At 40.6% G+C, this 26970-nt stretch carries 28 protein-coding genes and 1 pseudogene; 6 read left to right on the top strand and 23 right to left on the bottom strand.

The features are described from left to right. Positions 1-74: 74 nt before the first annotated feature. The gene (gene thiI, locus EVU92_RS07405) at positions 75-1532 is read right to left on the bottom strand and encodes a tRNA uracil 4-sulfurtransferase ThiI (protein WP_130050666.1); all 1458 of its coding nucleotides are present in this window, start codon (positions 1530-1532) and stop codon (positions 75-77) included. 108 nt (positions 1533-1640) lie between these two features. Further along, positions 1641-2294, bottom strand: coding sequence for a TetR/AcrR family transcriptional regulator (locus EVU92_RS07400; protein WP_130050665.1), 654 nt, complete (start codon positions 2292-2294; stop codon positions 1641-1643). 218 nt (positions 2295-2512) lie between these two features. Here EVU92_RS07400 and coaD point away from each other — a divergent pair, with 218 nt between their 5' ends. After that, positions 2513-2995, top strand: a complete 483-nt coding sequence (gene coaD / locus EVU92_RS07395) for a pantetheine-phosphate adenylyltransferase (RefSeq protein WP_130050664.1) — start codon at positions 2513-2515, stop codon at positions 2993-2995. Then, on the top strand, positions 2992-4368 hold the full coding sequence (locus EVU92_RS07390; protein ID WP_130050663.1) for a capsule assembly Wzi family protein: 1377 nt from the start codon (positions 2992-2994) through the stop codon (positions 4366-4368). Before coaD ends, EVU92_RS07390 begins: the two co-directional genes overlap by 4 nt. A 10-nt stretch (positions 4369-4378) precedes the next feature. Here the strand turns inward: EVU92_RS07390 and EVU92_RS07385 are convergent, their stop codons facing one another. From EVU92_RS07385 to argC, 9 genes and pseudogenes are all read right to left on the bottom strand, one after another. After that, complete coding sequence (locus tag EVU92_RS07385) at positions 4379-4912, bottom strand: hypothetical protein (RefSeq protein ID WP_130050662.1); 534 nt, start codon at positions 4910-4912, stop codon at positions 4379-4381. Between the two features lie 48 nt (positions 4913-4960). After that, positions 4961-5362 carry a hypothetical protein gene (locus EVU92_RS07380; protein ID WP_130050661.1) on the bottom strand — a complete coding sequence of 134 codons (402 nt, stop codon included), beginning with the start codon at positions 5360-5362 and terminating at the stop codon, positions 4961-4963. A gap of 144 nt (positions 5363-5506) precedes the next feature. Beyond that, positions 5507-6034 (bottom strand): hypothetical protein, encoded by a 528-nt coding sequence (locus tag EVU92_RS07375; RefSeq protein ID WP_130050660.1) that lies wholly within the window; start codon positions 6032-6034, stop codon positions 5507-5509. A 7-nt stretch (positions 6035-6041) separates the two neighbouring features. Continuing rightward, entirely contained in the window at positions 6042-6248 is a 207-nt protein-coding gene (locus tag EVU92_RS07370; RefSeq protein WP_130050659.1) for a hypothetical protein, read from the bottom strand. 250 nt (positions 6249-6498) lie between these two features. After that, positions 6499-8363: pseudogene (gene argH / locus EVU92_RS07365) on the bottom strand (argininosuccinate lyase). A 52-nt stretch (positions 8364-8415) separates the two neighbouring features. Beyond that, positions 8416-9618 (bottom strand): argininosuccinate synthase, encoded by a 1203-nt coding sequence (locus EVU92_RS07360; RefSeq protein WP_130050658.1) that lies wholly within the window; start codon positions 9616-9618, stop codon positions 8416-8418. A 9-nt stretch (positions 9619-9627) separates the two neighbouring features. Then, a complete protein-coding gene (locus tag EVU92_RS07355; RefSeq protein ID WP_130050657.1) occupies positions 9628-10548 on the bottom strand; it encodes an ornithine carbamoyltransferase in 921 nt (306 codons plus the stop codon). 7 nt (positions 10549-10555) lie between these two features. Next, complete coding sequence (gene argB / locus EVU92_RS07350; protein WP_130050656.1) at positions 10556-11317, bottom strand: acetylglutamate kinase; 762 nt, start codon at positions 11315-11317, stop codon at positions 10556-10558. After that, positions 11317-12327 (bottom strand): N-acetyl-gamma-glutamyl-phosphate reductase, encoded by a 1011-nt coding sequence (gene argC / locus EVU92_RS07345; RefSeq protein WP_130050655.1) that lies wholly within the window; start codon positions 12325-12327, stop codon positions 11317-11319. The genes argB and argC overlap by 1 nt, the downstream gene beginning before the upstream one ends. Positions 12328-12548: 221 nt before the next feature. Between argC and argE the strand changes: the two genes are divergently transcribed. Next, positions 12549-13700 (top strand): acetylornithine deacetylase, encoded by a 1152-nt coding sequence (argE, locus tag EVU92_RS07340; protein ID WP_130050654.1) that lies wholly within the window; start codon positions 12549-12551, stop codon positions 13698-13700. A gap of 33 nt (positions 13701-13733) precedes the next feature. Here argE and panP read toward each other — a convergent pair whose 3' ends face one another. Further along, a complete protein-coding gene (gene panP, locus EVU92_RS07335; RefSeq protein WP_130050653.1) occupies positions 13734-15362 on the bottom strand; it encodes a pyridoxal-dependent aspartate 1-decarboxylase PanP in 1629 nt (542 codons plus the stop codon). A 248-nt stretch (positions 15363-15610) separates the two neighbouring features. On the opposite strand from panP, the gene EVU92_RS07330 reads away from it, so the two are divergent. Next, entirely contained in the window at positions 15611-17461 is a 1851-nt protein-coding gene (locus EVU92_RS07330; protein WP_130050652.1) for a GGDEF domain-containing protein, read from the top strand. Here EVU92_RS07330 and EVU92_RS07325 read toward each other — a convergent pair. The 8 genes from EVU92_RS07325 to folB form a co-directional block, all read right to left on the bottom strand. Further along, positions 17458-18123: an SAM-dependent methyltransferase gene (locus EVU92_RS07325; protein WP_130050651.1), complete on the bottom strand. Its 666-nt coding sequence runs from the start codon at positions 18121-18123 to the stop codon at positions 17458-17460. The genes EVU92_RS07330 and EVU92_RS07325 overlap by 4 nt on opposite strands. Beyond that, positions 18123-18890, bottom strand: a complete 768-nt coding sequence (locus tag EVU92_RS07320; protein WP_130050650.1) for an ABC transporter permease — start codon at positions 18888-18890, stop codon at positions 18123-18125. Before EVU92_RS07320 ends, EVU92_RS07325 begins: the two co-directional genes overlap by 1 nt. Further along, the gene (locus EVU92_RS07315) at positions 18890-19819 is read right to left on the bottom strand and encodes an ABC transporter ATP-binding protein (RefSeq protein WP_130050649.1); all 930 of its coding nucleotides are present in this window, start codon (positions 19817-19819) and stop codon (positions 18890-18892) included. The genes EVU92_RS07320 and EVU92_RS07315 overlap by 1 nt, the downstream gene beginning before the upstream one ends. Next, complete coding sequence (locus EVU92_RS07310; RefSeq protein ID WP_130050648.1) at positions 19816-20439, bottom strand: flavin prenyltransferase UbiX; 624 nt, start codon at positions 20437-20439, stop codon at positions 19816-19818. The genes EVU92_RS07315 and EVU92_RS07310 overlap by 4 nt, the downstream gene beginning before the upstream one ends. 22 nt (positions 20440-20461) lie before the next feature. Continuing rightward, complete coding sequence (gene mpl, locus EVU92_RS07305) at positions 20462-21805, bottom strand: UDP-N-acetylmuramate:L-alanyl-gamma-D-glutamyl-meso-diaminopimelate ligase (RefSeq protein ID WP_130050647.1); 1344 nt, start codon at positions 21803-21805, stop codon at positions 20462-20464. Positions 21806-21965: 160 nt separating this feature from the next. After that, complete coding sequence (locus EVU92_RS07300) at positions 21966-22769, bottom strand: undecaprenyl-diphosphate phosphatase (protein ID WP_130050646.1); 804 nt, start codon at positions 22767-22769, stop codon at positions 21966-21968. After that, on the bottom strand, positions 22766-23254 hold the full coding sequence (folK, locus tag EVU92_RS07295; protein ID WP_130050645.1) for a 2-amino-4-hydroxy-6-hydroxymethyldihydropteridine diphosphokinase: 489 nt from the start codon (positions 23252-23254) through the stop codon (positions 22766-22768). The genes EVU92_RS07300 and folK overlap by 4 nt, the downstream gene beginning before the upstream one ends. A 2-nt stretch (positions 23255-23256) precedes the next feature. Beyond that, complete coding sequence (gene folB / locus EVU92_RS07290) at positions 23257-23613, bottom strand: dihydroneopterin aldolase (RefSeq protein ID WP_130050644.1); 357 nt, start codon at positions 23611-23613, stop codon at positions 23257-23259. 229 nt (positions 23614-23842) lie between these two features. On the opposite strand from folB, the gene plsY reads away from it, so the two are divergent. Then, on the top strand, positions 23843-24445 hold the full coding sequence (plsY, locus tag EVU92_RS07285) for a glycerol-3-phosphate 1-O-acyltransferase PlsY (protein ID WP_130050643.1): 603 nt from the start codon (positions 23843-23845) through the stop codon (positions 24443-24445). Positions 24446-24454: 9 nt separating this feature from the next. On the opposite strand, the gene tsaD is transcribed toward plsY, so the two are convergent. From tsaD to EVU92_RS07270, 3 genes are all read right to left on the bottom strand, one after another. After that, the gene (gene tsaD, locus EVU92_RS07280) at positions 24455-25468 is read right to left on the bottom strand and encodes a tRNA (adenosine(37)-N6)-threonylcarbamoyltransferase complex transferase subunit TsaD (protein ID WP_054560954.1); all 1014 of its coding nucleotides are present in this window, start codon (positions 25466-25468) and stop codon (positions 24455-24457) included. A gap of 62 nt (positions 25469-25530) precedes the next feature. Then, positions 25531-26121, bottom strand: a complete 591-nt coding sequence (locus EVU92_RS07275; RefSeq protein ID WP_130050642.1) for a YjaG family protein — start codon at positions 26119-26121, stop codon at positions 25531-25533. Beyond that, entirely contained in the window at positions 26105-26470 is a 366-nt protein-coding gene (locus tag EVU92_RS07270) for a DUF2007 domain-containing protein (protein ID WP_130050641.1), read from the bottom strand. Before EVU92_RS07270 ends, EVU92_RS07275 begins: the two co-directional genes overlap by 17 nt. Before the next feature lie 86 nt (positions 26471-26556). Here EVU92_RS07270 and EVU92_RS07265 point away from each other — a divergent pair, with 86 nt between their 5' ends. Beyond that, entirely contained in the window at positions 26557-26964 is a 408-nt protein-coding gene (locus tag EVU92_RS07265) for a DUF2721 domain-containing protein (RefSeq protein WP_130050640.1), read from the top strand. Positions 26965-26970 lie beyond the last annotated feature (6 nt).

Below are 26970 nucleotides of genomic sequence, written 5' to 3'. Positions count from 1 at the left end.
TACTAGCTTTCGTTTCTCGCAGTTATTTTCGGCATTAAAAAAGCGCGAACATGTCGCGCTTTTATCACTATCCCTTACGGGCGATACACTTTTACGTTGCTGTAGCCTTCTTCGTGAAGGATCAGCGCTTGTAGCTGGCTCATCACACCTTTAGCACAATATAAGTAATATTCTTTATCTTTTGGTAAGTCACCAAATTTAGTCGCTAAGCGGAAGAAAGGTAAATGAACAACTTCAATACCTTCAAGCTCTAATGGATTTGCATCTTCTTCTTCAGGTGAGCGAATATCAACAACAACTGCCCCCTCTGGTAAGTCAGATACAGACTCAGCTTCTTTCACTTCTTCTTTTGCTTCGGTGTCGATATCGCGAATATCCATCACACGGGCATTCTCAACAACCGTATTTAGCACGTCGAAGTCAAACTTAGCTTCTTCAGCAAGAATCGTTTTGATTTTTGCTTTAACTGTTGGCTTCTTAGAAATAACACCACAATACTCAGGCATGCTTTCTGCCATTTCAGCCGTACCAATTTGACGTGCAATATTAATAATATCTTGTTTATCGTGTTGGATTAACGGACGAATAATTAAGGTTTCAGTTACACGGTCAATAACACTTAAATTAGCAAGCGTTTGGCTCGATACCTGACCAATGCTTTCACCAGTTACCAGTGCTTGTACACCTAGCTTTTCTGCAACTTGGCTACCTGCACGCATCATCATACGTTTAAGAACAACACCCATTTGGCTGTTTTCAACGTTTTCTAAAATTTCAGCGACTACAGGTTCAAAATCAACCGTAACGAACTTCACTTTATGAGTAGAGCTAAACTGCTTCCAGATGTAGTAACTCGCTTGCTTAACACCGATTTCGTGAGCCGCACCACCTAGGTTAAAGAACAAGAAGTGAGTACGTGCACCTTTACGGATCATTTGATAGCTTGCAACACCTGAGTCAAAGCCACCCGACATTAGCGATAGTACATCTTCTTGTGTTGGTAGCGGGAAGCCTGCCATACCGTAGTGAGTTTGAGTAACGATATAAGCTTTATCATCACGCACTTCTAAACGAACTGTCACCTCTGGGTGAGATAATTTAACGCGTGCACCTTCAACATGCTGGTTTAAGCCACCACCTACGTAGCGCTCTACATCGCTTGAGGTGAAATCATGCTTACCTGAACGTTTACAACGCACACAGAATGTTTTGCCTGCAATGGTATGACCGATTAGTTCAAGTGCTTTTTGGTAAATATCGTCGATTGAGTCAAAGTCTGTTTCTGTTACTTCAATAAACTGTACGATACCTGGAATGCGTTTTAAGCCATCGATAATATCTAAGCGAACTTGCTCAGAGTCTAGCAAACTGACAACAGAGATATTATCCCAGTTGTTTCTTACCTGAACTTTTTCGTCAACGCGACGCAAAACGATCTTAATATTATTTTCTAATAACTTGGTAAAACGTTTACGAACAGATTTACTCTTGATCGCGATTTCAGGGTGTAGTTTGACGATAAATTTAAGCATAGTTCACTCTTAGACTGTGGATTTCACACGCCCCAAGGTTAAGCAACCTCAAGGGCGCGCGATTATAACAAAAATTATAGCGTCTAGGAAATAAACTGCTTTGCGGGATTATTGTTCGCTTTGCTCTGTTTCAGCAAGGGCTAAATACTTAGCTCTTAATTGGTTAACTTGCTCTAGATGTTGCTCTGTGCAATGAGCTTTTAATAGCAGTAATACTTTTAAAATACCGTTATAAATATCAGCTCTGGCAAGTTCACCACTTAAGCGGCGAGCTTTGATGTAAGGCGTCCAAAAGCTCACAGTCATTTTAAGCATATGCGCAAGCTCTGTAACATCTTCGTCTGCAATGCAAATAACACCGCCTTCACGTAATGCAAAAAGTACATCTTTAACTTGCTCTAAAAGCTCAGTTTGAAACGCAATGTAGCCTTTTTTCAGCTCTTCATCACGAGATAAAATATCGCCTAAGTTGTCGTAGAAAAACTGAAAGCGCCACATTTGTTCAAACAACGAATCAAGATAACCCGCTAGGTTTTCAAGCGCATCGTCATCAGGAGTCAGTGGCTTGAAATGAGTGTGTAGATGGTCGCTGTACAAAGCAAATATGTGACGAATAATATCTTCTTTATTTTTAAAGTGATAATACAAGTTTCCTGGGCTTATCCCCATATGCGAGGCGATATGGTTGGTTGTTATGGCACGCTCACCGTGGCGATTAAATAACTCAATGCTGGTGTGTATGATTTTGTCCTTTGTGCTCATAGCCTATTTACTCTGTTTTTTTATGATTATTACGTTCCCCAGCCAAGCAGTATAAACAAATGCGTGGCAATTAAATACTACCTTGAAAAATAATAACCTCAATCGGTTTACTACCTTATATAGGTGAAGGTTCCTAATCCGATACGCGTATTTTCTAAGCTGCATAGTCGAGAAAACACTGTTAATATAGCAGGCAAATTTATAAATCGCTGATAGTTATGAACGTTACTGCAATCTATCCGGGTACCTTCGACCCCCTTACAAATGGCCATACCGACTTAATTCATCGAGCTGCAAAAATGTTCGAAAAAGTTATTGTTGCTATTGCACATAACCCTAGTAAGCAGCCGTGCTTTACACTCGATGAGCGTGTTGAGCTTGCCAATAAAATCTTAGCGCACCTTGATAATGTAAGTGTGATTGGCTTTTCTGGCTTATTAGCTGATTTAGCTCGCGAGCATAAAGCCGAAGTACTTATTCGAGGTATTCGTGCAGTGTCTGACTTTGATTATGAATTTCAGTTAGCAAATATGAATCGTCGACTAAATCCAGATCTAGAAAGTGTATTTTTGACACCTGCAGAAAAAAATTCATTTATTTCATCTACTCTAGTCAAAGAAGTAGCACGCCACAATGGTGATGTAAGCGAGTTTGTTGACCCTATCGTAGCCAAAGCACTACAGGAAAAAATTCACGGATGAAATTAAAAAAGTTCATTAGCTTAACTGCATTACTAATGTGCTCTGCGCCAAGTCTTGCAGAACCATGGATAGAAAGCGACGACCCTTTACTTCGCGCTTCAATCGAAATGCTATTTAACCAAGGTGTCATAAAACAACCTATTAATAGTTACCCCTTAATGTGGCAAGGTATTGCACGTGATCTAAACATTGCAGATACCAGTCAACTTGATGAGCAGAGCTTATTTGCTTATCAGCATGTTAAGCATGCCCTTGATAATGCAAAACAAAAGTCGAGCTCAGGCATTCGCCTGAATTACAACAGCGAACCACTAACCCAGCAAGGGTTTGGTAAACGCCACCAGCAAGAAAGTGGCATAAATAGCTATGGTTCTATCACAGGGAAGCGCGTAAGTGCTAAGGTCAGTGTTAATTACGCCGATGATGCACTTGATAAACAACATGTGACCTATCAAGATAGCTATTTAGCAGTTTTACTAGGTAATTGGTCAATCAGTGCTGAACAAGTAAGTCATTGGTGGGGGCCAAGTAACGATAACGCCCTACTGCTATCAAATAATGCCGCGCCAATGAAAGGCCTGCGCTTTACGAGAGCGAATACGCAATATGTAGGCCCAAGTTGGTTATCGTTTATCGGTAACTGGCAGTTAACGGGTATTTACGCCAAACAAAAGCCATTTCTTAATAATTCCGAAGACGGTGACTTTTGGGCGTTAAGGTTTGCAAGTACACCATTAACAGGGCTTGAAGTTGCTATTAATAGTGCAGGCTCTGACTATTTAACTAACCTAAAAATTGACCCTGTTACCCTTGAGAGCATCGAATCAAAACACCGATTAACCAGTTTAGATGTAAAGTATTCTACAACTCTAATGACGCAGCCTGTTGCCTTTTATGCTGAAGTTATGGGTCGAAATAAAAGCGGTTTAGCACCGAGCGAGCCATTCTATACGCTGGGTGTTGAAAGCTACTTTGGTTCAACAGAGGATTTACTAAAGAGTTATTTTGAATACTCAAATACAGAGCAAACTTGTGAGCAAATTAGCGATTGCGTATACGGCTCTGGCAGCTACACACAGCGCTCACGTTTACTTGGTAGCTCAATCCCCCTGCAAAGTAAATCTGCTATCCTTGGTGCCTATTACCACACTTTAAATGGCTATGGTGGCCATGCAAAGTTACGTTGGATTGAAAGCGAAGCTGCACATCCAGAGATGGCTACAGATATGAGTCAGCTACAGTTAGAGCTTGGTTATCAACAATCTGTATTTGATGGCCTTTGGCAGGTAACTGGCATTATCTCTAAAGATGAAGTGGGTGATAAGTCAGAAACTAACACAGCGCTTAGAACCAGCTGGGAATACCGTTTCTAACGAATTGAGGTCAAGCTGCTTCAGCTTGGCCTCGAACTTTCCGATAAAGCTTCACAAAACCCAGAAAATCTTTATTACTGAAAAGTGCAATGAGCATCATAATATCCATCAGGTTCACTGTGATACTATAGACATTCCAAAACCACCAGCTTCCTGTATAGGCATAGTTAATATCAAAATACATGCCTAAAAACAGTGATGAGTTAACTAAAAGCCCAATGTATACATAAAGCTTTGCTGGTGCCTGAGCAAGATTTCGCTCACGAGCAATTACCCACACAACTAATAGTATTGTTAAATCAGATAGCGCCCAAATCACATAGGCAAAACTTGAATCTAAAATATTATAGCCAAGCGCTATATTGAGTAATGGGTCACTCATCATGTAAGAAATAAACAGTGCAAGTGAGATCCACATCACTGTTTTGTCACCATTTGGCGCAGATGATTTCTTTACCATGTTATAAAGAAAGGACATCAAGAAACCCCACATGATAAATGCTGCGAGGTACACTCCAAAATTGTCTTGGATTAGTTTAAGCATGAAGTAAGTCTTAAAATTCAGATACTCTTAAAAATAAAACGAGTTTCATTAAGCGTTGGTGGGCTTTTCAGATTCATCTATAAACCACGGCTTAAATTTTTTACCTTTCACAAACCGGCATAGTTTATGAAGTAGTAAAAAGTCGCGATTAGTAATCAATGCTATTAGCATCATCATATCAATAGTATTTACTCCAAACGAATAGATACTCCATAGTGCCCAAGGAGTTCTATTTTCGATAACCACAATATCTACAAATATGCTAAGCATCAAAAGAGCGTTTGAGAACAATCCCAATACAATGTAGTAAATTGCACTAAAAGAGCCTATTTTTGCAACGTAAATCCACGCCAAAACAGTTGTTATGGTTAGTAGATCAAAATAAAACCAGTTTAGATAGATATAGATAGATAAGTTAAAAATGCCACTTAGGAAGTATGAAACCATCATTATAAATGCCAAGATTACCAAGCGTTTATCAGGTTTATTAATATGTGTCACTAAATTAAAAAGAAAAACCATTAAGAACCCCCATTCGATGAAGGCTCCTATCAAACTTCCAACAACATCACTTATGTACATAGCTTTGAATTATTAAGCTAATTTATGGTTATTTGCAGAAGACACTACAAGGCTTTTGAGTTTGTTCAATAATAGAAAATCACGATCAACAATTAAAGCAATGATCATTGTAAAATCAACGATATTGACTCCGATCGAATATATGTCCCATAAAATCCAATGGGTTGTGTTTTTATAGACTTCCACATCTAAATAAACAGCAAGGAACAATACTGTGTTAATTATCAAGCCTACAATAAGATATATAAATGAAGGTGTAGTTCGTTTTACAAAATAAAAAGAAACAGCTAAAAATGTAAGTGTCGCTAGATCATAAAGAGCCCAATCTAGGAATGTTGTAGCTGTGTAAGTTAACCAATTAAAAAAATAATCCCCTCCTAGATAAGAGAGCATCATAATAAATGAACTTAAGAGCAACGTGGTTTTTCTTTTATTTTCATCTATACAATAAACAAAAATATTAAAAAAGAACGCCATTAAAAATCCCCATGCACTCATTGCGGATAGGGAAAAAAAACCTAGTTGCTCTATAAAAGACATTCAGTTCCTAGTACTCTTTCTTGCTAGGTGGAAGCATTGCACCACCGCCACGTTGAATCTCTGCACCGCCTGATAAAGCCAGCGCTTCACTTGATAAAGTTACTGTATCAGATTGCAGGGTTTTATTACTAGTAGTTTGTTCCAAAGCAGGCTTTGTTTGTTGCATTTGGCTGTATGCTTGCATTTGCAATTGGCTATTGTTTGAAATTTGCATGAGTTAATTCCTTTAAGTTAATTGTTTTTTCAGTACAGCTTACAATAGCTTGCAAGCTGAGTTAAGCGTTCTCATTTTTTTGACGCTTTTTTATACTTTAACGCGACATTGTCGCCGCGTCGATAATAAAAGCAATTAACGATCCAACTTTTCAAAAGTGATCTTTTTTGATCATAAAAGTTAACAAATCAAAATTTCAGGCATAAAAAAACGCACAGGGGTAACCGTGCGTTTTTCTTATCCAGGGAAATTAAGCCAGGTGTTTACACGGGATCACCGCGCTATTACTTGGCTTTAAAATATATTCCATCGCTACTTCATCGCAATTATCTTTGCGAAGACAAAGCTCGCAATCTTTGATCACTTTTTCTGGCAAACTATCTTTACTACAAAAGATAAAGCCTTGGCTTGCAAAGAACTCTGGCACCCGCGTCAGAACAATTACGCGACTAAGCGCCAAGCTTTTAGCTTTTTTAAGCAAATGTTCAACAAGTCGACGCCCCTGCCCAGCAATACGTGATTCAGGGCTCACACCAAGCGAACGAATTTCAGCAAGACCTGTATCGTAAATATATAGCGAGGCACAGCCAGCAACTTGGTTTTCAACTTCAGTGACAGCAAACTCATTAATTGAGTGAATCATATCGCTCTTAGCCCGTGGTAGATTTTCACCTACCGTTGCCCAATGCTGAATTAGCTTAGCAATAGACTCAACATCATTTAAGGTTGCGTCACGTACCGCTATTTGCTGTTTTTTTTTGCGTATTTAATGGCACTCGTTACTTGCTCGATAGAGGTGCCACCCTGTGCTTGTCTTGCTTTAATGCAGGCGTCTATTTCTAATACAGCATATACATCTGACTCGAAAATGCTATGCACAGACTTAAATTGCTCTAAACTTAAATCTTCTAAGTTATTCCCTTGTGCAATAGCCATTTGCACGAGCGTACCAACAATATGATGACCTTCTCTAAATGGAATACCTTTAGCCACTAAATAGTCAGCAAGTTCAGTCGCATTTGAGTGACCACCTTTTGCTGCTGCTAATGTTTTATCAGCATTAACTTTGATGCCTTTGATACACGCCTGTGCCATATGAATACATGCCAACCAGGTCGGCATTGCATCAAATAAGCCTTCTTTGTCCTCTTGCATATCTTTGTTATAAGCAAGTGGTAGCGCTTTAAGTGTCATCATCATGGCACTGAATGCACCAAAAACACGGCCTGTTTTACCACGGATTAACTCAAGAGCATCTGGGTTTTTCTTCTGCGGCATAAGTGAAGAGCCTGATGTTACCCCATCAGAAAGCTCAATAAAGCCTGCTTCACCAGAGTTATAGAAAATTAAGTCTTCTGCCATACGCGATAAGTGAATCATTGAAATTGATGCGCAGCTTAGTAGCTCAACCACAAAGTCACGATCAGATACTGCATCAAGGCTATTACGTGTTGCACCGGTAAAACCTAACCCTTCGGCAAGAATTTGCCTATCAATTGGGTACGCCGTTCCAGCTAAAGCACCACTACCAAGAGGGCAATAATTCATACGATTTTTAGCATCGGTTAAACGGCTTTCATCACGTTCAAGCATTTCAACATAGGCCATGCACCAGTGGCTAAATAATACAGGTTGTGCACGCTGTAGGTGTGTGTAACCTGGTAAGATAGTGCCTAGTTCACGCTCAGCCAAGTCAATAAACTCACCTTTCAGCTCTGCGATTGCTTCAAGAATATGCTCAGCTGTATCACGACACCATAAGCGGAAATCGGTCGCGACTTGGTCATTACGACTACGACCTGTATGTAACTTTTTAGCTAGGTCGCCCACTTTATCAATTAGCGCTGACTCAACATAAGAATGAATGTCTTCATGCCCTGCGACAGCTACTGCTTGTGGGTTTGCTTTAACCTCATCTAGCAGCTTATTAAGTGCTGCAACTAGGTCATCGTATTCTTGCTGATTAAGTACGTTAACTTGTTTTAACGCTCCTGCCCAAGCAACTGAACCAATAATGTCTTGCTCTGCAAGTTGATAATCAAAAGGAAGTGAATCGTTGAATTGTTTAAACGCTTCATCTGGACCCGTAGAAAAACGTCCGCCCCATAGTGCCATTGAACTGTCTCCAAATTCGGCTATTGCCCTGCCGTGCAGGGCAATAATTAAATTACTTTTTCGTTAGTGCTGAGATTCTGCTTGATAGCGAGAATAAACGAATGAAGCCTTCTGCATGTGATTGATCATATACATCATCTTCACCGAAGGTTGCGAAATCTTCACTGTATAAGCTATTCGGTGATTTTTTCTGTACCGCAGTTACTTGGCCTTTATAAAGCTTAAGCACCACTTCACCGGTTGCTAACTTAGACAGTGATTCAGCACCAGCTAGAATCGAGTCTTTTAATGGTGTAAACCAACGACCGTCGTAGACTAAGTGAGAGAACTCACCACCAAGTACTTCTTTCCACTTACGGCTTGATTTGTCTAATACTAGCTCGTCAATCGCTTGAAGAGCAGCCATGATCACTGTGCCCCCTGGTGTTTCATAACAGCCACGAGACTTCATACCGACTAAACGGTTTTCTACAATATCAACACGACCTACACCATGTGGCGCAGCAATGTCGTTTAATTTAACTAAGCAGTCATATGGTTTAAGTGACTCGCCATTTACAGCAACCACTTCACCTTCAACAACATTTAATGTCACATACTCTGCTTCATTAGGCGCTTGCTCAGGTGAGTTTGTCCAAGTCCATACTTGCTCACTTGGTTGACACCATGGATCTTCAAGCTCTCCACCTTCGTGAGAAATGTGCCATGCGTTAGCATCACGACTATAGATTTTTGTCGCAGATGCAGAGCACGGAATATTACGCTCTGCTAAGTAATCAAGTAATGATTCACGACTTGATAAGTCCCACTCACGCCATGGTGCAATGACTTTTAGATCTGGTGCAAGGGCTGCGAAACATGATTCAAAACGTACCTGATCATTACCTTTACCTGTACAACCATGCGAAAGCGCATCAGCACCTACTTTACGGGCAATTTCAACCTGTGCTTTAGCAATAATCGGACGTGCCATAGACGTACCTAGTAAATAAGTGCCTTCGTAAATAGAACCCGTTTTTAATGTTGGGTAAATATAGTCACTTACCATTTCGTCTTTTAAGTCAACGATGTGGCACTCTGAGGCACCCGAAGCAATTGCTTTTTCTTCAACGCCTTCAAGCTCTTCAGCACCTTGGCCTACATCAGCAACAAACGCGATTACTTCACAGCCGTAGTTTTCTTTTAACCATGGCACAATTGCCGATGTATCAAGACCACCAGAATAGGCTAATACGACTTTTTTAATTGAACTCATTGGTGTTCCTTAAACAAAATTTGGATTTAATAATGTGACAAGTAGAGCATTTTGCGCGTGCATACGATTCTCTGCTTGTTGAATAATTTTTGATGCTGGGCCATCCATTACCTCAGAGGTAATTTCAAACTCACGATGCGCTGGCTGACAATGCAGTACAGTTTGCGCACCCGTTTTCTCTAATAGGGCTTGATTGAGCTGATAAGGCATATATTTAGCTTTCACCTGCTCAAGCGGTGTTTTATCACCCATTGAAACCCAGGTATCAGCATAGACTGCATTTGCTCCGACTGCCGCCTCAATTCTGTCACTGACCATTACCGAAGCACCATTCATCGCTGCAATTTGCTCTGCTTGCTTAAGAATTTGTGAATCCGGTGAGCTACCTTTAGGACAAACAGCTACAAAATCAGTGCCTAACGTGGCAGCTAATAACATTAGAGAGTGTGTTACGTTGTTACCTTCACCTAAGTAAGCAAGCTTAAGCTTACTTACGTCGCCGTGTACTTCTTGTAGCGTCAAAAAGTCTGCAAGTGCTTGGCATGGGTGATATAAATCACATAAGCTATTCACTACAGGCACAGATGAATACTCAGCAAGCGTAGTCAATGTTTTGTGTGCATACACGCGAGCAACAATGCCATCAGCCCAAGCTGACATATTGAGAGCAAAGTCTTTAACCGATTCACGACCACCCATAGCACCGTTTTGTGAATCTAGATAAACCGCGTGACCACCCAGTTTATTAATACCTATATCAAATGATAAACGTGTACGTAAACTTGGTTTTTCAAAAAGTGTAACGACAGATTTGCCTGCTAATGCTTGGCTAAAGTCTGCTGGATTTGCTTTAATTTTTTGCGCTAAATTAAGTAATTTAAGAGCGCCCTTTTGGTCTAATTCAAGACCGTTTAAGAAATTTTTTAACATGAAATACCTATGGTGTAATTTTTGTTCCTACATGCTCGCCTTTTAATAAGGCGACTAAATTTTCTGGCTTTAGCCAGCTGGAGATATACACACCACGTCGTAAATGTTGGGCAGCAAGAAGGCTGGTCTTTACTTTGACCTCCATCCCGCCCTGAATAACTCCTTCAAGGATTAGTGTTTCGATTTGCTGCGTATTAAGGTGATGTAGTGGCTGCTTATTTGCATCAAGCACAGCTTCTACGTCAGTCATAAAAATAAGTTCTGCATCGAGTTCTTTAGCAATAGCCGCCGCGGCTTCATCCGCATTGACGTTGTACCATTGACCATCTTCGCCAAAGCCAATAGAGCTCACCAGTGGTAAACGACCTTGCCCAAGTAAGCTTGGCAATACGCTGTCACAACTACCTGAACACTGGCCAACTTGCGCCAATACTTTAAGTTTTTCAGATACCAGTACACCCGCTTCATAAAGGCTTAAACCCACAGGTTTGTGGCCAGCGCTGATTGCTTGACTCATCAATTGTTTATTGGCACAACCTGCCAGGGCGCCAACAATATAAGGCATTTGCTCATTTGGGCTAATACGTAAGCCTTGATGTTTTGCTGTTACAAAGCCTGCGTCTTTAAGCCAAGCATCAACCAAAGCTCCACCACCATGCACAATGACAAAGTTATCTTGTTGCTCAGTGGCTAAAACATCAAAAAGAGCTTTTGCAGCATCAGCGCTATTTAGCACAGCACCACCGACTTTAATGATCCAAGTTTTCATTACAGCGCTCCTACTAAACCAGTGTGGTGAGGTTCACCCATAGCTAAATTAATACACTGTAATGCTTGCCCAGCCGCGCCTTTTAATAGGTTATCAATTGCTGACATAACAATGAGTTGTTCACCTTTTTGTTGCCATGCAATATCAACAAATGGTTGTTTAGCTACGCCTTTAATACTTGGAACTTTATTTCCAAGTAAACGGATTAAAGGCTCATTAGCTAACACTTGATATGCTGCATCCACTTGCTCTGCTGTCACACCTGGCTTTAATTGCACATAAATAGTTTCTAAAATTCCACGGGGGAAATTACCTAAATGAGGGGTGAATAACACAGGGTGACCAAGGTGCTGCTCAATCTCAGGTGTGTGTCTGTGATTAAATAAACCATAAGGGGCAAGTGATACTTCACAAAAATGCGTATTAACACTGGCTTTTCTACCTGCGCCAGTAACTCCAGACACAGCATTAACAATAATGGCTTGCTCAGCTAATAAACCAGCTTCTTTAAGTGGTTTTAAAGAATTGAGTGCTGCTGTTGGGTAACAACCTGCTACAGCAACAAGCTTTGCTTTACTTATAGCATCGCTATTCCATTCAGCTAAGCCATAAGCCGCTTGCTCTAAAAGCTCAGGGTGTTCATGTGCGAAACCGTAATAAGTTAGGTAATCCTCATTCCCAGCTAAACGGAAACCACCAGACAGGTCGAATACTTTTTTACCCATGGCTAAAAATTGTGGTGCAAGGTCAACGCTTACCTTGTGATCTGTACATAGACATACATAGTCCGCATTACTTTCGATATCCTTATACGCTTGGGCAGTCAGAGGCTGTAGTGGATACTCTAACAATCCAAGGTGCTCTGGATATAAATCGCTTAATAATTTGCCTTTATCTAAGCTTCCTTCAGATACATAACATGCTTTCAGGGTCAGTTTTGGGTGCTTAGCAACTAAACTTGCTAGCTCTGCGCCGCTATAACCACTTGCGCCAATAATCACTACATTCATTGCTTACTTTTACCTATTCAATCTATTTATCGATACGCCTAAAAATACTCGCTCAAATGCGAATAAAAACACTGTCTAAAGTAATGAAATCAGGTTATCGTCGTTTCGTGTTCATCGTAAAGCTTTACTAATATTTATGCTTAAAAAGTGAATTGATATTCATCATAAATACTTTTATATTGTTATGCAATTAGATTGAATAATTATTTTTGGATTTTTTTATGTCGCTACCCTCTTTTTTATCTATGTATCAGCAGCTAATTGCTGCTCCTTCAATTAGCGCGATTGAAGATTCTTTGTGCATGAGCAATAAAGGGGTTATTACCTTGCTCGCACAGTGGTGCGAAAGCCTTGGGTTTACATGTGAAATCACAGAGCTTGAAAACGGTAAAGGGCGTTACAACTTATTAGCTAGACGTGGTGAAGGAGACGGCGGTTTAATGCTTGCCGGCCATACTGACACTGTACCATTTGATGATAGTCGTTGGAATTATGATCCGTTCAAACTCAGCGAAGATAACAATAAACTTTATGGTTTAGGTAGTATTGATATGAAAGGCTTTTTTGCTTTCGTACTGCAAGCTATTAGCGAACTTGATGCAAGCAAGCAAACTGAGCCACTATTAATTCTAGCCACAGCCGATGAAGAAACTACAATGGCGGGTGCACAGCAAATCTGCCGTCACCCGAACTTAAAACCTGCACGCTGTATTATTGGTGAGCCAACAGATATGACTCCGGTATTTACACATAAAGGTCATATGAGTACAGCTATTCGCGTAATTGGTCGCTCGGGCCATAGCTCAGATCCTGAACGAGGTTTGAACGCCATCGAAGTCATGCATAAAATGATTACAAAATTGTTAATCATAAAAGAAGAATTAAAGAATAAATATTCAGTAGAACACTTTGAAATTCCGTACCCTACTTTGAACCTTGGCCATATTCATGGCGGTGATAATGCCAACCGCATTTGCGGCTGCTGTGAAATGCATATTGATATGCGACCGTTACCCGGTTTAAGTGTACAAGAACTACAAGCGATTTTGCTTAGTGCCGCAGAGGAAATTAATACTCAATACCCCAACGCAGTGAGTGTTATCGATATGCATGAACCAATCCCTGCGTTTAGCGGAAGTACAGATACTGCACTTGTGAAACTGGCCGAAAAAGTCTCCGGTCAGCCAGCTGTCGCTGTAAACTATTGTACAGAAGCCCCTTTTATTCAACAACTTGGCTGCGAAACAATTGTCATGGGGCCAGGCTCAATTAACCAAGCTCACCAACCAGATGAGTTTTTAGCGATGGAAAAAATCAAACCTTCGCAAGCGATTATCAGTAACATGATTAAAGCTAGCTGCTTTAACGACTAATTAAAAAAGGAGCATCATGCTCCTTTTTTATCACTAACTCATATATTTACTTAAGTACTTTTTAAATACTGGGTCAGTTTTCGCTAGCTCTTTTTGCTCCGCTAAAATATCTTTTAGAATAGCTTTTGAGGTTAATGGATTGGCTAATACGACACGAAAAACCACGGTGGGTTGATGGTCATATTTTGCTGGTGTTAAACGAGTACGAGATACAAAAGAGCGTCCTGCTTCACGCTGGCGCTTTTGCATACTTGCAGTGAAGCGATTCAACGAAGCGTAAATATCTAATTTAGTTTCTTCGTTAGCACCTTTGAGCTTAGCTTGAATTTCTTTTGGAACGTAACGATATGTTAATAGGCACAGCTCAGGTTCAGAGATTAACTCAAAATCTTCATCTTGTTTGATCATTTCGGCAAAAGTGCGCGCTTTAACAATACTACGGTCAATCAACATCTCGTAGCCTTTACGGCCAATAACACGTAAGCAAGCATGCACTAACATTGCCATACCTGGGCGGCTTCCCTCTAATGTATGACTACCTAAATCTTTAGAGCCTTTACGAAGAATATATTCAGCATGATGCTCAATAGCATCTGTCGCAGCGGGGTCTTTGAATAACACAAGACCCGCGCCCATTGGCACATACATTTGTTTATGCGCATCAATAGTAATTGAGTCAGCACGTTCAATACCGCTTAAAAGATGGCGATAGTTTGAAGAAAGTAAGGTTGACCCACCCCATGCGGCGTCCACATGAAAATGACAGCCAAGCTCTTCGCTTAAATCAGCCATTTCATTTAGTGGGTCTATGCTGCCAGTTTCTGTCGTCCCAGCAACACCAACGAGTGCCATTACCTTTATACCAGACGCTTCTAGTTCATGGGCTTTTTTGCGCATAGCATCGACATCAACTTTATTATTTTCGCCTGTCGCAATTGCGACAATGTTATCGCGACCAATACCTAGCAAATCAACAGTCTTGCCTAATGAATAGTGACCTCGCTCAGAAACCAGTACCGCTAAGCCTTTGTAACCATAGTGCAGCATCCCAGCGATTAATCCCTGTGCTGCAATACCTTTATAATCGCCATCGGCTTTCAATAAGCGGTTGCGAGCAATCCATAACGCAGTAATGTTAGCTACGGTTCCGCCTGAGCAAAATGCGCCTAAAGAGGTTTTTGCACTGTGCATCCACTTGCTATAAAAACTCTCAGCTTCGCCATAAGCAAGGTGATGCATCATCCCTAAGACTTGTCTTTCAAGTGGGGTGAATGCCTTTGAGGTTTCAATTTTTACTAAATTTTGGTTAAGACCTACCATTAACTTAGAAAGCGGTAATACAAAATGCGGTAACGCTGAGGTCATATGACCAATGAAGCTTGGTGCAGCCGTATGAACAGAATGAGCAACTAACTGCTCCATAATGTCTTGAGCATAATCAGAAACAAAAGTTGGCTCTTCTGGAATAGTGGCCGTTTGAAAGTCTTTTTCAATTTCGTGCAAAGGCTTTTCAATTGCAGCTATGTTCTCATTCAAGAACCCAGCTAAATTACTAGAAATTTCAGATTCGATTTTACTTAATGTCGAGTCTGGTGCTTCTGGCACCGTAAAAATACGAATCAAGCTTTCTTTAGAGGCGACGGCACAACGCTTTTGATCCATCCTAATACCCATAATTAGCAGCTAAAAATGCACCCGATGATGGAACACCTAAGAGAGCACTTTTGCGGCACTGTTTCTACGAAATTGGCTAACTTTACTGGAATATCACGAAAATGTCTCGTATAAAGCAAAAAAGCCCTAATTTCGATGACAAAAAAGTGAACCGTTAATGAAATTTACGGTTATTTTCTACTATCAGACAAATGTTTTTTTAGTATAATCAAGTGATAACTGCTAAGGGAACGTCTATGCCCAAAGGATTGCAAAAAACCAGTTGGCTACTATATGGCTTCGCCGCATTTTTTATTAGCTTATTTGGCTATATCTATTACACCTATGAAACTTCGCGTAGCGAGATCATGGCGAATATCGATAGTAAATTGTTCAATGCCGCGGTCAGTGTCAGACATATCCTCGGTGATGACTACCACAATATAGTCAATGCAGGTTTACCTATCTCCGCATCAATGTATAAAGAAAAAAGTCGTGCCCTTTCTGAATATGCAAAACAAATGCAACTTGCCTATGTTTACGCCATGGTACTTCGTGATGACAAAGTGTACTTTAGTGCATCTAGTTACACACAAAAAGATCAAAATAATGGTCGTGTTACACAATTTTTAGATGCCTATCCTGAAGCGACTGAACTTAACAAAGAAGCCTTTTTTTCGACAGAGCCAGTTTTTGAGGTATCAAAAGATCAATGGGGCTATTTTAAAAGCATCTTTGTGACTTTTGTCGATGATAATGGTCACACTTACATCACTGGTGCCGACATAACCATTAGTGACTTAAATCAGCAACTGCAACACAGTGTTTCACGAGCGATGATTACCGGCTGCTTTTTTTTCTTTATTGCAGCACTAATTGCAGGGCTCTATTTTTTACAGTTAAAACGCTCGCTCTCAACTGATGCGCGTACAGGTTTTGCAAATCATGTAGCACTTGAATACTACATAAAAAGAACCACCAAGCATCGCATGGAGCTGGCAGTAATTGTTATTAACGAACTAGAAGATATTAGCAGCTTTTATGGCAGTGAAGTTAGCGACAAAGTGATGGCTAACTTGCTTGGCTATTTTCAATTAAGGATACCTAGCGAAGGGGTTGTCTATCGCTTAGCAACCAATAAAATTGCGTTATTGCAAACTCATAGTGATGAACGCAATATAGATGATGTAATTAATGCCTTTAACTATGCAATTCCAGCGTTAAAAGAGCCTTATATCTACGTGAGCTTGTATGCGGGAATTGCCACAGGTAATAAATCAATGCTTATAGAGAACGCCCACGTTGCATTACAGCAAGCAAAACTAAATAATCAACGTATTGTGCGTTATGAAAATATCTTTAAACAAGTTGAAGAGCAATTTAGAAATAACGTTACGCTTGCCAAAGAAGTGAAAGAAGCCTTCGATAACAATCGCATCGTGCCTTATTTTCAAGCAGTCTATGACAGCCAAAGGAAACATATTAATCATTACCAGTGCCTAGCCAGAATGGCCAGTGCCACAGGTCGTATCCATACACCTGATTACTTTATGATGGTGCTGAAACGCTCACGTATGGATGGTCTTTTAAGGCGTACTATGTTTACCCGATGCATTGAGCAGTTTAGAAAAACCAATGTGTGTTGGAGTATCAATATTACCGCACAAGATATTCTTGATCCAAGTTTAAGCGAGTTTTTAGAACTTCAGCTAAGGCGCTACCCGCAGCCCCACAATATTATTTTTCAGTTTTATGAGCGTGATGCCATTGCTTACTTTAGTGAAGTAAAAACCTTTATTAATATTCTGAAAAATAAAGGGGCTCAGGTTATTATCAATGAATTCGGCACGGGCTTTTCAAGCTTGCCACACATCAGAAAGCTCGAAATTGATGGTTTAAAACTTGATAAAGGGTTAGTGAGCCAAATTCATACTAATACAGATAACTATCTGTTTATTGAGAACTTGGTAAAATATGCTCAGCAACTAAAGTTAGATGTGATTGCTGAGCAAGTTGATAACGAGCAAATAGCACAGGCACTTGCTCGAGCAGGTGTTACTTTAATGCAAGGGAGCCACTTTGCACCGCCGACTCCTTACATTCATTAAAGATTAATCACTAAACGATGACTTTGTTGACCACTAGCCCAATATTTACGTTCAAACGGAGTAATTGCAGTATCGCTTTCATACTGCTGGACATCGCACTTATGCCCTGCAAGTTCAAGTGAGCGAGCAAACTCCTTTACGTAAATATCCCAGTTACTCCTAAGCTCTAAACGACCACCTAGTTTAATGATAAACGGGAAGATAGCAGCGCCGTGCCATCTTCTTTGCAAGTGTTTTGCTTTCGGCCATGGATTTGGATACAGCAGGTAATGATGGCTTGGTTGCCAGTTTGCAGCGACCGCTAAACGCCAAAAGTCGTTTAAGTCAGCTTGCACTAAAATATACTGCCCTGCATCAGTTTGCTTATATTCGATATCATGTTTATCTAAACGATGTGATGATTTATCAATTCCAATCACTAACGCATCAGGGTGATGTTTTGCTAAGTTAGCGGTACTTTCACCAACACCACAACACGAGTCAAGAATGATAGGTCCGCTAAACGCTTGCACCTTTTCATTGACCTGATCAAAAGCCGCTTGCGTATGCTCTGCGATCGGCTTTTTAAATTCAGCACTTAAGTGCTTTAAAACTATTTCGTCTAGCTTTTCATGTAAGCCAGGTTGATTCGATACAATACTTCTCGAATTTGCATCCGTCATTAGTGTCTAAGCCCCACACCACGTTTAATAAGGGTTAATGCTAAAGTAAATAAACCCACAATAAATAAAGCAAGTACACCAAATGCTACCGATAAGTCGACATCCGACACACCTAAGAAGCCATATCTAAATGCATTTACCATGTAAATAATTGGGTTTACTTGCGATACACCTTGCCAAAATTCTGGCAACAGGCTGATAGAGTAAAACACCCCACCTAGATAGGTCAGCGGCGTTAAAATGAAGGTCGGGATAATACTAATATCATCGAAGCTGTTAGCATAAATTGCGTTAATAAGTCCGCCTAACGCAAACACAGCCGACGTTAAAATAACCGTAGCCATAATCACAAAAATATTATGAATTTGAATATCAACAAATAGCAAAGAGACACAGCTAACAATTAAACCAACCAGCATGCCACGCGTCATACCACCACCCATGTAGCCTAGTACGATAATGTAATTCGGCACTGGCGCAACTAAGAGCTCTTCAATGCTTTTTTGGAATTTAGTCGAATAAAAACTCGAGGCAACATTTGAGTACGAATTGGTGATCACCGACATCATTATCAGACCCGGTACAATAAACTCCATATAAGTAAAGCCACCCATATCACCAATACGAGAACCGATCAGATTACCAAAAATCACAAAATACAGGCTCATCGTGATTGCAGGCGGAACTAGGGTTTGCACCCAAATACGTAAAAAGCGAATACACTCTTTGATCCAAATACTTTTTAGCGCTACTCCATATTTAAACATTATTCGCCTCGCCCTTGTTCTAATAATCCTACAAACAACTCTTCTAAACGGTTTGCTTTATTTCGCATACTAAGCACTGTGTTACCTTGCTCACTCAGTGCACTAAATACATGGTTTAAGCCCTGAGACTTCGCCACTTCAACTTCTAAAGTGTGGTCATCAGTCAGTGTATATTTGTAACCTGCAATGCTAATTGGCTGCACAGGCTGCTTTAAGTCAAGTACAAAGGTTTCTTTATCAAGCTTGGCAAGTAAGGCTTTAATGGTGGTGTTTTCAACAATCACGCCGCTGTCGATAATCGCGATGTTTCTACATAACAGCTCAGCTTCTTCTAGATAGTGGGTAGTCAAGATGATGGTGACACCTTGCTTATTAATCTCGCGAAGAAAATCCCACATAGAGCGGCGTAGCTCAATATCAACACCAGCTGTTGGTTCATCTAAAATAAGTAATTTAGGTTCATGCATCAGTGCACGAGCAATCATTAAACGGCGTTTCATACCACCTGAAAGGGTGCGCGCTTGCTTATCTTTTTTCTCAAATAAACCTAGCTGCTTTAAGTACTTTTCAGCTCGCTCATGGGCCAGCTTTCTTGGTACACCGTAATAACCTGCTTGGTTAACCAAAATTTGGTTAAGTGTTTCAAATTGACTAAAGTTAAACTCTTGCGGCACTAAGCCAAGTTCAGACTTAGCGGCTTCCAAATCTGTATCAATGTCGTGACCAAACACCTGTACACGACCGGCACTTTTGTTCACTAAAGATGAGATAACACCAATGGTGGTTGATTTACCGGCACCGTTTGGGCCAAGTAAGGCAAAGAAATCACCTTGCTGAACTTGTAAATCAATACCTTTTACAGCTTCAACACCATTTTTATAAACCTTTTTTAGGCCTTCAATATTTAATGCGATCGTTTTTTCGCTCACTGTTTGCCCTCTCCATAACCCCAACGCTTCGTCAAAGTATGTTTAATGTTTAAATGATCTAAAATTCGCGCCACCATAAAATCGACCAAATCTGAAATCTGCTCAGGTTGGTGATAAAAACCAGGTGCCGCCGGCATAATCGTTACGCCTAGTCGCGCTAGCTTCAACATATTTTCAAGATGAATTTCGCTAAATGGTGTTTCGCGCGGGACTAAAATTAGCTGACCACGCTCTTTAATAACTACATCTGCCGCACGTTCAAGTAAGTTATCTGATGCTCCCACTGCAATTGCAGAGACAGACCCTGCGCTACAAGGGCAAACCACCATTTTTTTCGGCGCTGCTGAGCCAGACGCAACAGGACTAAACCAATTATCTTTGCCAAATACTTTAAGTTGCTCAGGGGCTGCTTTAAAAAGCGTGCTGAGTTGTTCTGTCGCTTTCTCTTCGTTACCCGAAAGTTTGATATTTGACTCTGTATCAAGCACTACTCGTGCTGCACTTGAGATCAGTACATATACCTGAAACTGCTGTTCAAGTAATACTTCTAACAACCTTAAGCCATAGGGAGCACCTGAAGCACCACTAAAAGCTAATGTTATTTTATCTTTAAATTGCATACAGTTAAGCTCCTGATACTGATTAGTTTTGTTCAAGTGCTGTGATTAAACGCTGATGAATACCTTCAAAACCACCATTACTCATAATTAACACATGTTGTGAAGGCGCGATACTAGCGATGACTTGAGCAATTATATCCTCAGTGCTTGAGCTACAATGCATCCCAGCTTTATCTGCGTATTCTTTTAGCGACCAGCTTAAATTTTCTGGCTCAAATAAATACACTTCATCGGCCGCTTTCAGTGAATCAATCAAGGTTTGTTGATGCACGCCCATTTTCATGGTGTTTGAGCGAGGCTCTAAAATAGCAATGATCTTCTCTGTGCCCACTTTTGCACGAAGCCCTGCTAAGGTTGTTTCAATTGCCGTTGGGTGATGGGCAAAATCGTCGTACACTTTAATCGAGTTGATGTCAGCTTTGAGCTCCATGCGGCGCTTAGGAGAAATGAACTCAGCTAGGCCTGCAATGCTGACAGATACGGCAATGCCTACATGCCTTGCAGCTGCTATCGCCATAATGGCATTTTTCACATTGTGCTCACCCATGGCTTGCCAGCTGACAACGCCTTGAACTTGTGAATTTAATAACACTTCAAATTCACTACCATCTGCTTTAAGTAAACGGTAATCCCAATCGCCAAAGAGTGTTTCACTCTCGCTCCAAAGGCCTCGTTCAATCACATCTTGTAGAGCTTCGTCTTGGCTAGGCCAAATAACTTTGCCACTACTAGGTAGTGTACGCATCAAGTGGTGAAATTGTTTTTTAATCGCGTTTAAATCTTCAAAAATATCAGCATGATCAAATTCGAGATTATTTAGAATTAATGTGCGCGGTAAGTAGTGCACAAACTTACTACGTTTATCGAAAAAAGCAGTGTCGTATTCGTCGGCTTCAATAACAAAAAATGGCGTTTCGCCAACACGAGCAGACACACCAAAGTTTTGAACGATACCACCAATCAAAAATCCCGGCTTCATTCCCGCATATTCTAATAACCATGCCAGCATACTGGCTGTGGTTGTTTTGCCATGGGTACCCGCTACGGCTAAGACCCAGGAGTTTTGCAATAAATTATGTTTTAACCATTCAGGACCTGACGTGTAAGGCAAGCCTTTATCAAGCACGTATTCAACACAAGGGTTGCCACGGCTCATAGCATTACCAATTACTACCATATCGGGCGCGGGATCTAGTTGGCTAATGTCATAACCTTGGGTTAGGGTGATACCTAGCTCTTCTAATTGTGTACTCATCGGCGGGTACACATTTTGATCAGAGCCTGTCACGGTATGACCTAACGATTTAGCGATTGCGGCAATACCACCCATAAAGGTGCCACAAATTCCAAGAATATGAATATGCATCTACTGTCCTGAGCAAAATGAATGAGAGTTAAAATAAAGCGTTATAATGCCAAATATAAGCTTTACTTACCATTACTACACGGCAATAGACTTTTGCCAAATAGCCAATATAAAAAACACCTCAATTTGAGGTGTTTTTTAATTGAAGTGAGCGCCTATTTTACAGCATTAAGAATGCAAACAAACCAACGCCTAATAGTAAGCGGTAGATAACAAATGGCATCATGCCCATGCGCTCAATTACTTTTAAGAAAAAGAAAATACATGCATACGCTGATACAAATGATAATGCAGCGCCTAATAAAATAGCATGCCAATCAATCGCTTCACCCGCTGTTGCCAATTGATACACATAATATGAACCTGCAGCTGCAATAACCGGAATCGACATTAAAAACGAGAAACGCGCAGCACTTTGCTTGTTAAGACCCAGCATTAAACCCACTGTAATGGTAATACCAGAACGCGATGTCCCCGGAAATACCATCGCTAGCACTTGCGAAAAACCCAGTAATAACGCACTAAAAAAGTTTACTTGGTAAATATTCTTAACTTGTTTTGCTTTAGCATCGGCATACCAAAGCAGTAAACCAAATACGATAGTCGAGGTTGCAATAACCCAGGCATTACGTGAGTAGCTTTCTACAAAGTCTTTAAATAGGTAACCGATTAATAATGCAGGAATAGTCGCAACAATAATCCACCAACCTAAACGGCTGTCATCAGTCGCGCCTTGTGATCCAAACGATTTAAACCAAGCGCCAAGAATATCCACTACTTCTTTACGAAAATACAGTACCACGGCACCTAAAGTACCAACGTGAACCGCCACATCAAATGCTAAGCCTTGGTCGTGCCAGCCTAAAACTTGTGAGGGTAAAATTAAATGTGCTGAGCTCGAAATAGGTAAAAACTCAGTCAATCCTTGAATTAAGGCTAGAACAATTATCTCAATAATACTCATGGGTTAGAAAACTCCACCTTCCATAGTTTTTGTTGCGGATTGTTATAATTTTTCCATAGTTCAGCTAAAGTTAGCTTAGCTACGGGATGAAAAAAGTTAGGGGCTACTTCAGCTAATGGCTGTAGTACAAACGCATTTTTGGTAATTTCGTCACGAGGTAACTGCGCAGGCGAATCGCAGATAATGTCATCATAAAACAATAAATCTAGATCTAAAGTGCGCGGGCTAAATTTTTTATCCTCGCGGGTGCGACCGTTATCAAGTTCAATCTTCTTCAGAAGTTTACACAGTTCGGTTAATGGCATATCGGTTTGAGCAGCAATCACAGAGTTATAAAAATTGTTCCCTGCAAAGCCAACTGCCTCACTCTCATAAACTGACGAGTGTTTATAGTCAGGAAAGTAAGGCTTTAGGGCAATAAGCGCCTGTCTCAGGTAGTGCTCTTTATTAACATTAGAGCCAAGACTTATAAAAATTTGCGCCATAATCAGTTAGCCTTACGACGGGTGATTTCGACTCCCACCGTTTTAGCTTGTGGTACCGCAGCCGGCTTACTCACACGAATAGTCACTTGACTGGTCGCAAACTCACTAAGGATCAATGCAGCCAATTGCTCAACTAAGGTCTCAAGTAACTCAACAGGCTTTGCTGTAGTATGCTCAATAACTCGCTCGCTCACTTTGGCATAATCAAGTGCTAAATTTATATCATCCGACGCCGCAGCGGCTGAAATATCACATAACATTTCGATATCAAAATACAGGCTTTGTTTACTTTCTTTTTCAAAATCATACACGCCAATGATGGTGTCTACATGTAGTTGTGATATATATACCTTGTCCATTGATACTCCAAGTGACATAAATATTTTAAAACAATACTCATCCTAAACGCTTATTGATTTCAATAATGCGCTATATAAGCTGTCATACTGTTTTAATATATAAAAATTACCCCTACAATAACGGATAGATGCATTGCAATATGGTGCGTACATTCTACTCGATGAGAGCGGCAGATGGTTTTGCCGCCAATGATAGCCCAAAAGTGCAGATTAAAAAATAAGGAAGCGCGTGTTAGAAGTTTTAATGTTAGTTTTAGCTTACATACTGGGATCGGTCTCTTCCGCTATCCTTGTATCACGGCTGTTTAAACTACCAGACCCACGCAGTCATGGATCGAATAACCCTGGTGCAACAAATGTTTATCGCCTAGGCGGAAAAGTCCCCGCTGTTTTAGTTCTTGTCTTTGATATTTTAAAAGGGACGATCCCAGTTTGGGGTGCCTACTTTTTAAAAATAGATCCTCTAATGTTAGGTCTAATTGGTGTAGCAGCCTGTCTAGGGCATATGTACCCACTGTTTTTTAGTTTTAAAGGCGGTAAAGCGGTTGCAACTGCCTTTGGTACTTTATTACCTATTGGTTTATCGCTAGGTGGGATGTTAATTGCAACCTGGATCTTAATTGTTGCTATCACGCGTTATTCATCACTTGCGGCACTGGTAACAGTTTCATTAGCGCCTCTTTATACCTGGTGGATAAAGCCCTTGTATACTTTGCCTGTTACCTTTCTAACCGTACTGATAATTTTCCGCCACAGAGCAAATATTACTCGCTTGATGGCTGGGGAAGAACCTAAAATAGGGGCTAAGAAAAAAGCCCCTGAACAAGAGTAGTGCTATAAATTAAAGCGCTTCGAGTGAATCAATAGGCCAGCGTGGCTTAGTTTTCATATCGAGGCTCGCGAATTGACCTGCTTTCAAACGCTGCATACCTGCATAAGCAATCATTGCACCGTTATCTGTACAAAACTCTGTGCGCGGGTAATACACTCGCCCTTTCATACCTTGCATAACTCGTTCTAGTTGAGCACGTAATTGCACGTTAGCACTCACGCCACCAGCAATAACTAAACGTTTGATACCTGTTTGTTTTAAAGCTCGTTTACATTTAATAATTAGGGTATCAATAACAGCTGTTTGAAATGCATGGGCAATATCTGCTTTAGTTTGCTCATCGTCATCGCTATCACGAATAGCGAGCGACGCTGCTGTTTTTAAACCACTAAAACTAAAATCTAAGCCAGGTTTATCGGTCATCGGACGCGGGAACACAAAACGCTCTGGTGTGCCTTGCTCAGCAAGCTTTGCTAAACGTGGACCACCTGGATAATCAAGGCCTAACAACTTCGCTGTTTTATCGAATGCTTCACCTGCAGCGTCATCAACTGACTCACCTAATACTTCATACTCACCAATACCAGATACTTTAACCATCATGGTATGACCACCAGACACTAAGAGCGCGATAAACGGAAACTCTGGTTTGTCTTCTTCTAGCATTGGCGCAAGTAGGTGGCCTTCCATATGATGCACAGCGACTGCTGGAATATTCCAGCCATAGGCCAGTGAGCGACCAATTGAGGTTCCCACCAAGAGTGCACCAACAAGTCCGGGCCCTGCGGTGTAAGCAATACCATCTAAGTCTTCTGGACCACAGCCAGCTTGCGCAAATGCCGCATCAATTAAAGGTAAGGTTTTACGTACGTGATCGCGTGAAGCTAGTTCAGGGACCACGCCGCCGTAATCGGCATGCACTTTTACTTGGCTATACAGTTGATGTGCTAATAAGCCTTGTTCATCATCATAAATGGCAATACCCGTTTCATCACATGATGATTCAATACCTAAAATTCGCATCAATTACTCCGCCAAGAAAAAACAAATGCGCATTTTACAGTGAAAATACGCATTACTGAATATTAAATTGCAATACCAATGTTGGTTTGGCCATCAGAAACCGCTAGTTGTTTAAGCTCTTTTACGTTCTCTGAAGTAATTCGGCCCATTTGCTCTACAAAATCAATAAGCTCTGCAAGCACATCAATTTCATATTGCATTAAAGGGTGTTCACGGACAGCTTTGTTGTCTGCCACTTCACCATCTACTGTTAGTTGGTACTCAATAAAGCGAGCCACTGAAGCCTGTGAAATTTTACTAATATTCAAAAACTCTTGTTCATCTTTAGCTATTAAACCGTGCAGCATACCAAGCAGAGCTGTAGCAGTATCAATTGCCGGATAAGCCCCAAACATATCAAAGTCAGTGAGCTCTGGCACATTCGGTTCTATTTTTTCAATTTGCTTTTCAAGGCTGATTTTACTTTTTGGCAGTAATATTTTTTCCCAGCAGACACTAAGTGCGCTTCGAAAAACCGCTGCATCACCAAACCCTGTTGCTTCACTAAATAAGCTGTAATTAGGCAGCATACGCTCAAGTAAAGCTCCACCTAACACTGCTTTTTGCAAATAGTTTAATTCTCTAATACGTTGAAAATTATTCGCTTTCGTCATTCTTTACAGTCCCACAAGACCAACATATTTCAAATGTTGCTCCGTTAAGCTCAAGACACTTAGGGCATACCCAGTCAGGAGCCGATTGTTTTAATTGTCGGTAGTTTAGCAATATTTCTTGCGCCTGGCGCTCTTTTAATGCGTAAACAAGTATATCAACCCCCGTTTGTTCAAATGGGATCTCCCCAAGTGCTCCCTGTAAAAGCTCACCTTGTAATTGAGATTCTATCCCCTTACTTTGTAAAAGCCCTTTAATAATATTTGCTTCTAAGCCATTTTCAGCTTGAAATACTTTCACCCAAGAAAATGGGTCCGGCTTGTTTGGTTGATTTAAATTCTTGTTTTGCAAATCACTTCTCTTTTACTTTTTTATCTTTAAATCCTAAACTACGCTAGCAATTGACTTCGCTGCAACGCTTATTTCAAGGTAACCATATGACTTTAACAACACCGGGATTGTTATTCCCTGCAATTTCTTTACTGTTACTTGCTTATACCAACCGCTTTTTGGTGCTTGCTCAGCTTATTCGAGAACTCAATGCACGTGAAGGGGAAAGTATCCGCCCACTGGTTGTTGCACAAATTACCAACTTAAGAAAACGTATCAAACTCATTCGGGTGATGCAGGTCTATGGCGTTGCCTCTTTTCTCATGTGTACTTTATCGATGTTTGCATTATTTATAGAGTTTAATACCACTGGAATCATTTTATTTGGGAGCAGCCTCGCTTGCTTAGCCTTGTCTCTTCTAACCTCTTTGTATGAGATCCACATCTCCTGCCACGCTATCGAAATCGAATTGAAGAATATCGAAAAAAAACCAGTTTCAGATAAGGCAGAGTAAATTTCT

It is taken from the genome of Pseudoalteromonas sp. MEBiC 03485, from assembly GCF_004195145.1.
Lineage (GTDB): Bacteria > Pseudomonadota > Gammaproteobacteria > Enterobacterales > Alteromonadaceae > Pseudoalteromonas > Pseudoalteromonas apostichopi.
The sequence above is the reverse complement of the archived record's forward strand: the minus strand, read 5'-3'. Positions and strand labels throughout refer to the sequence as shown.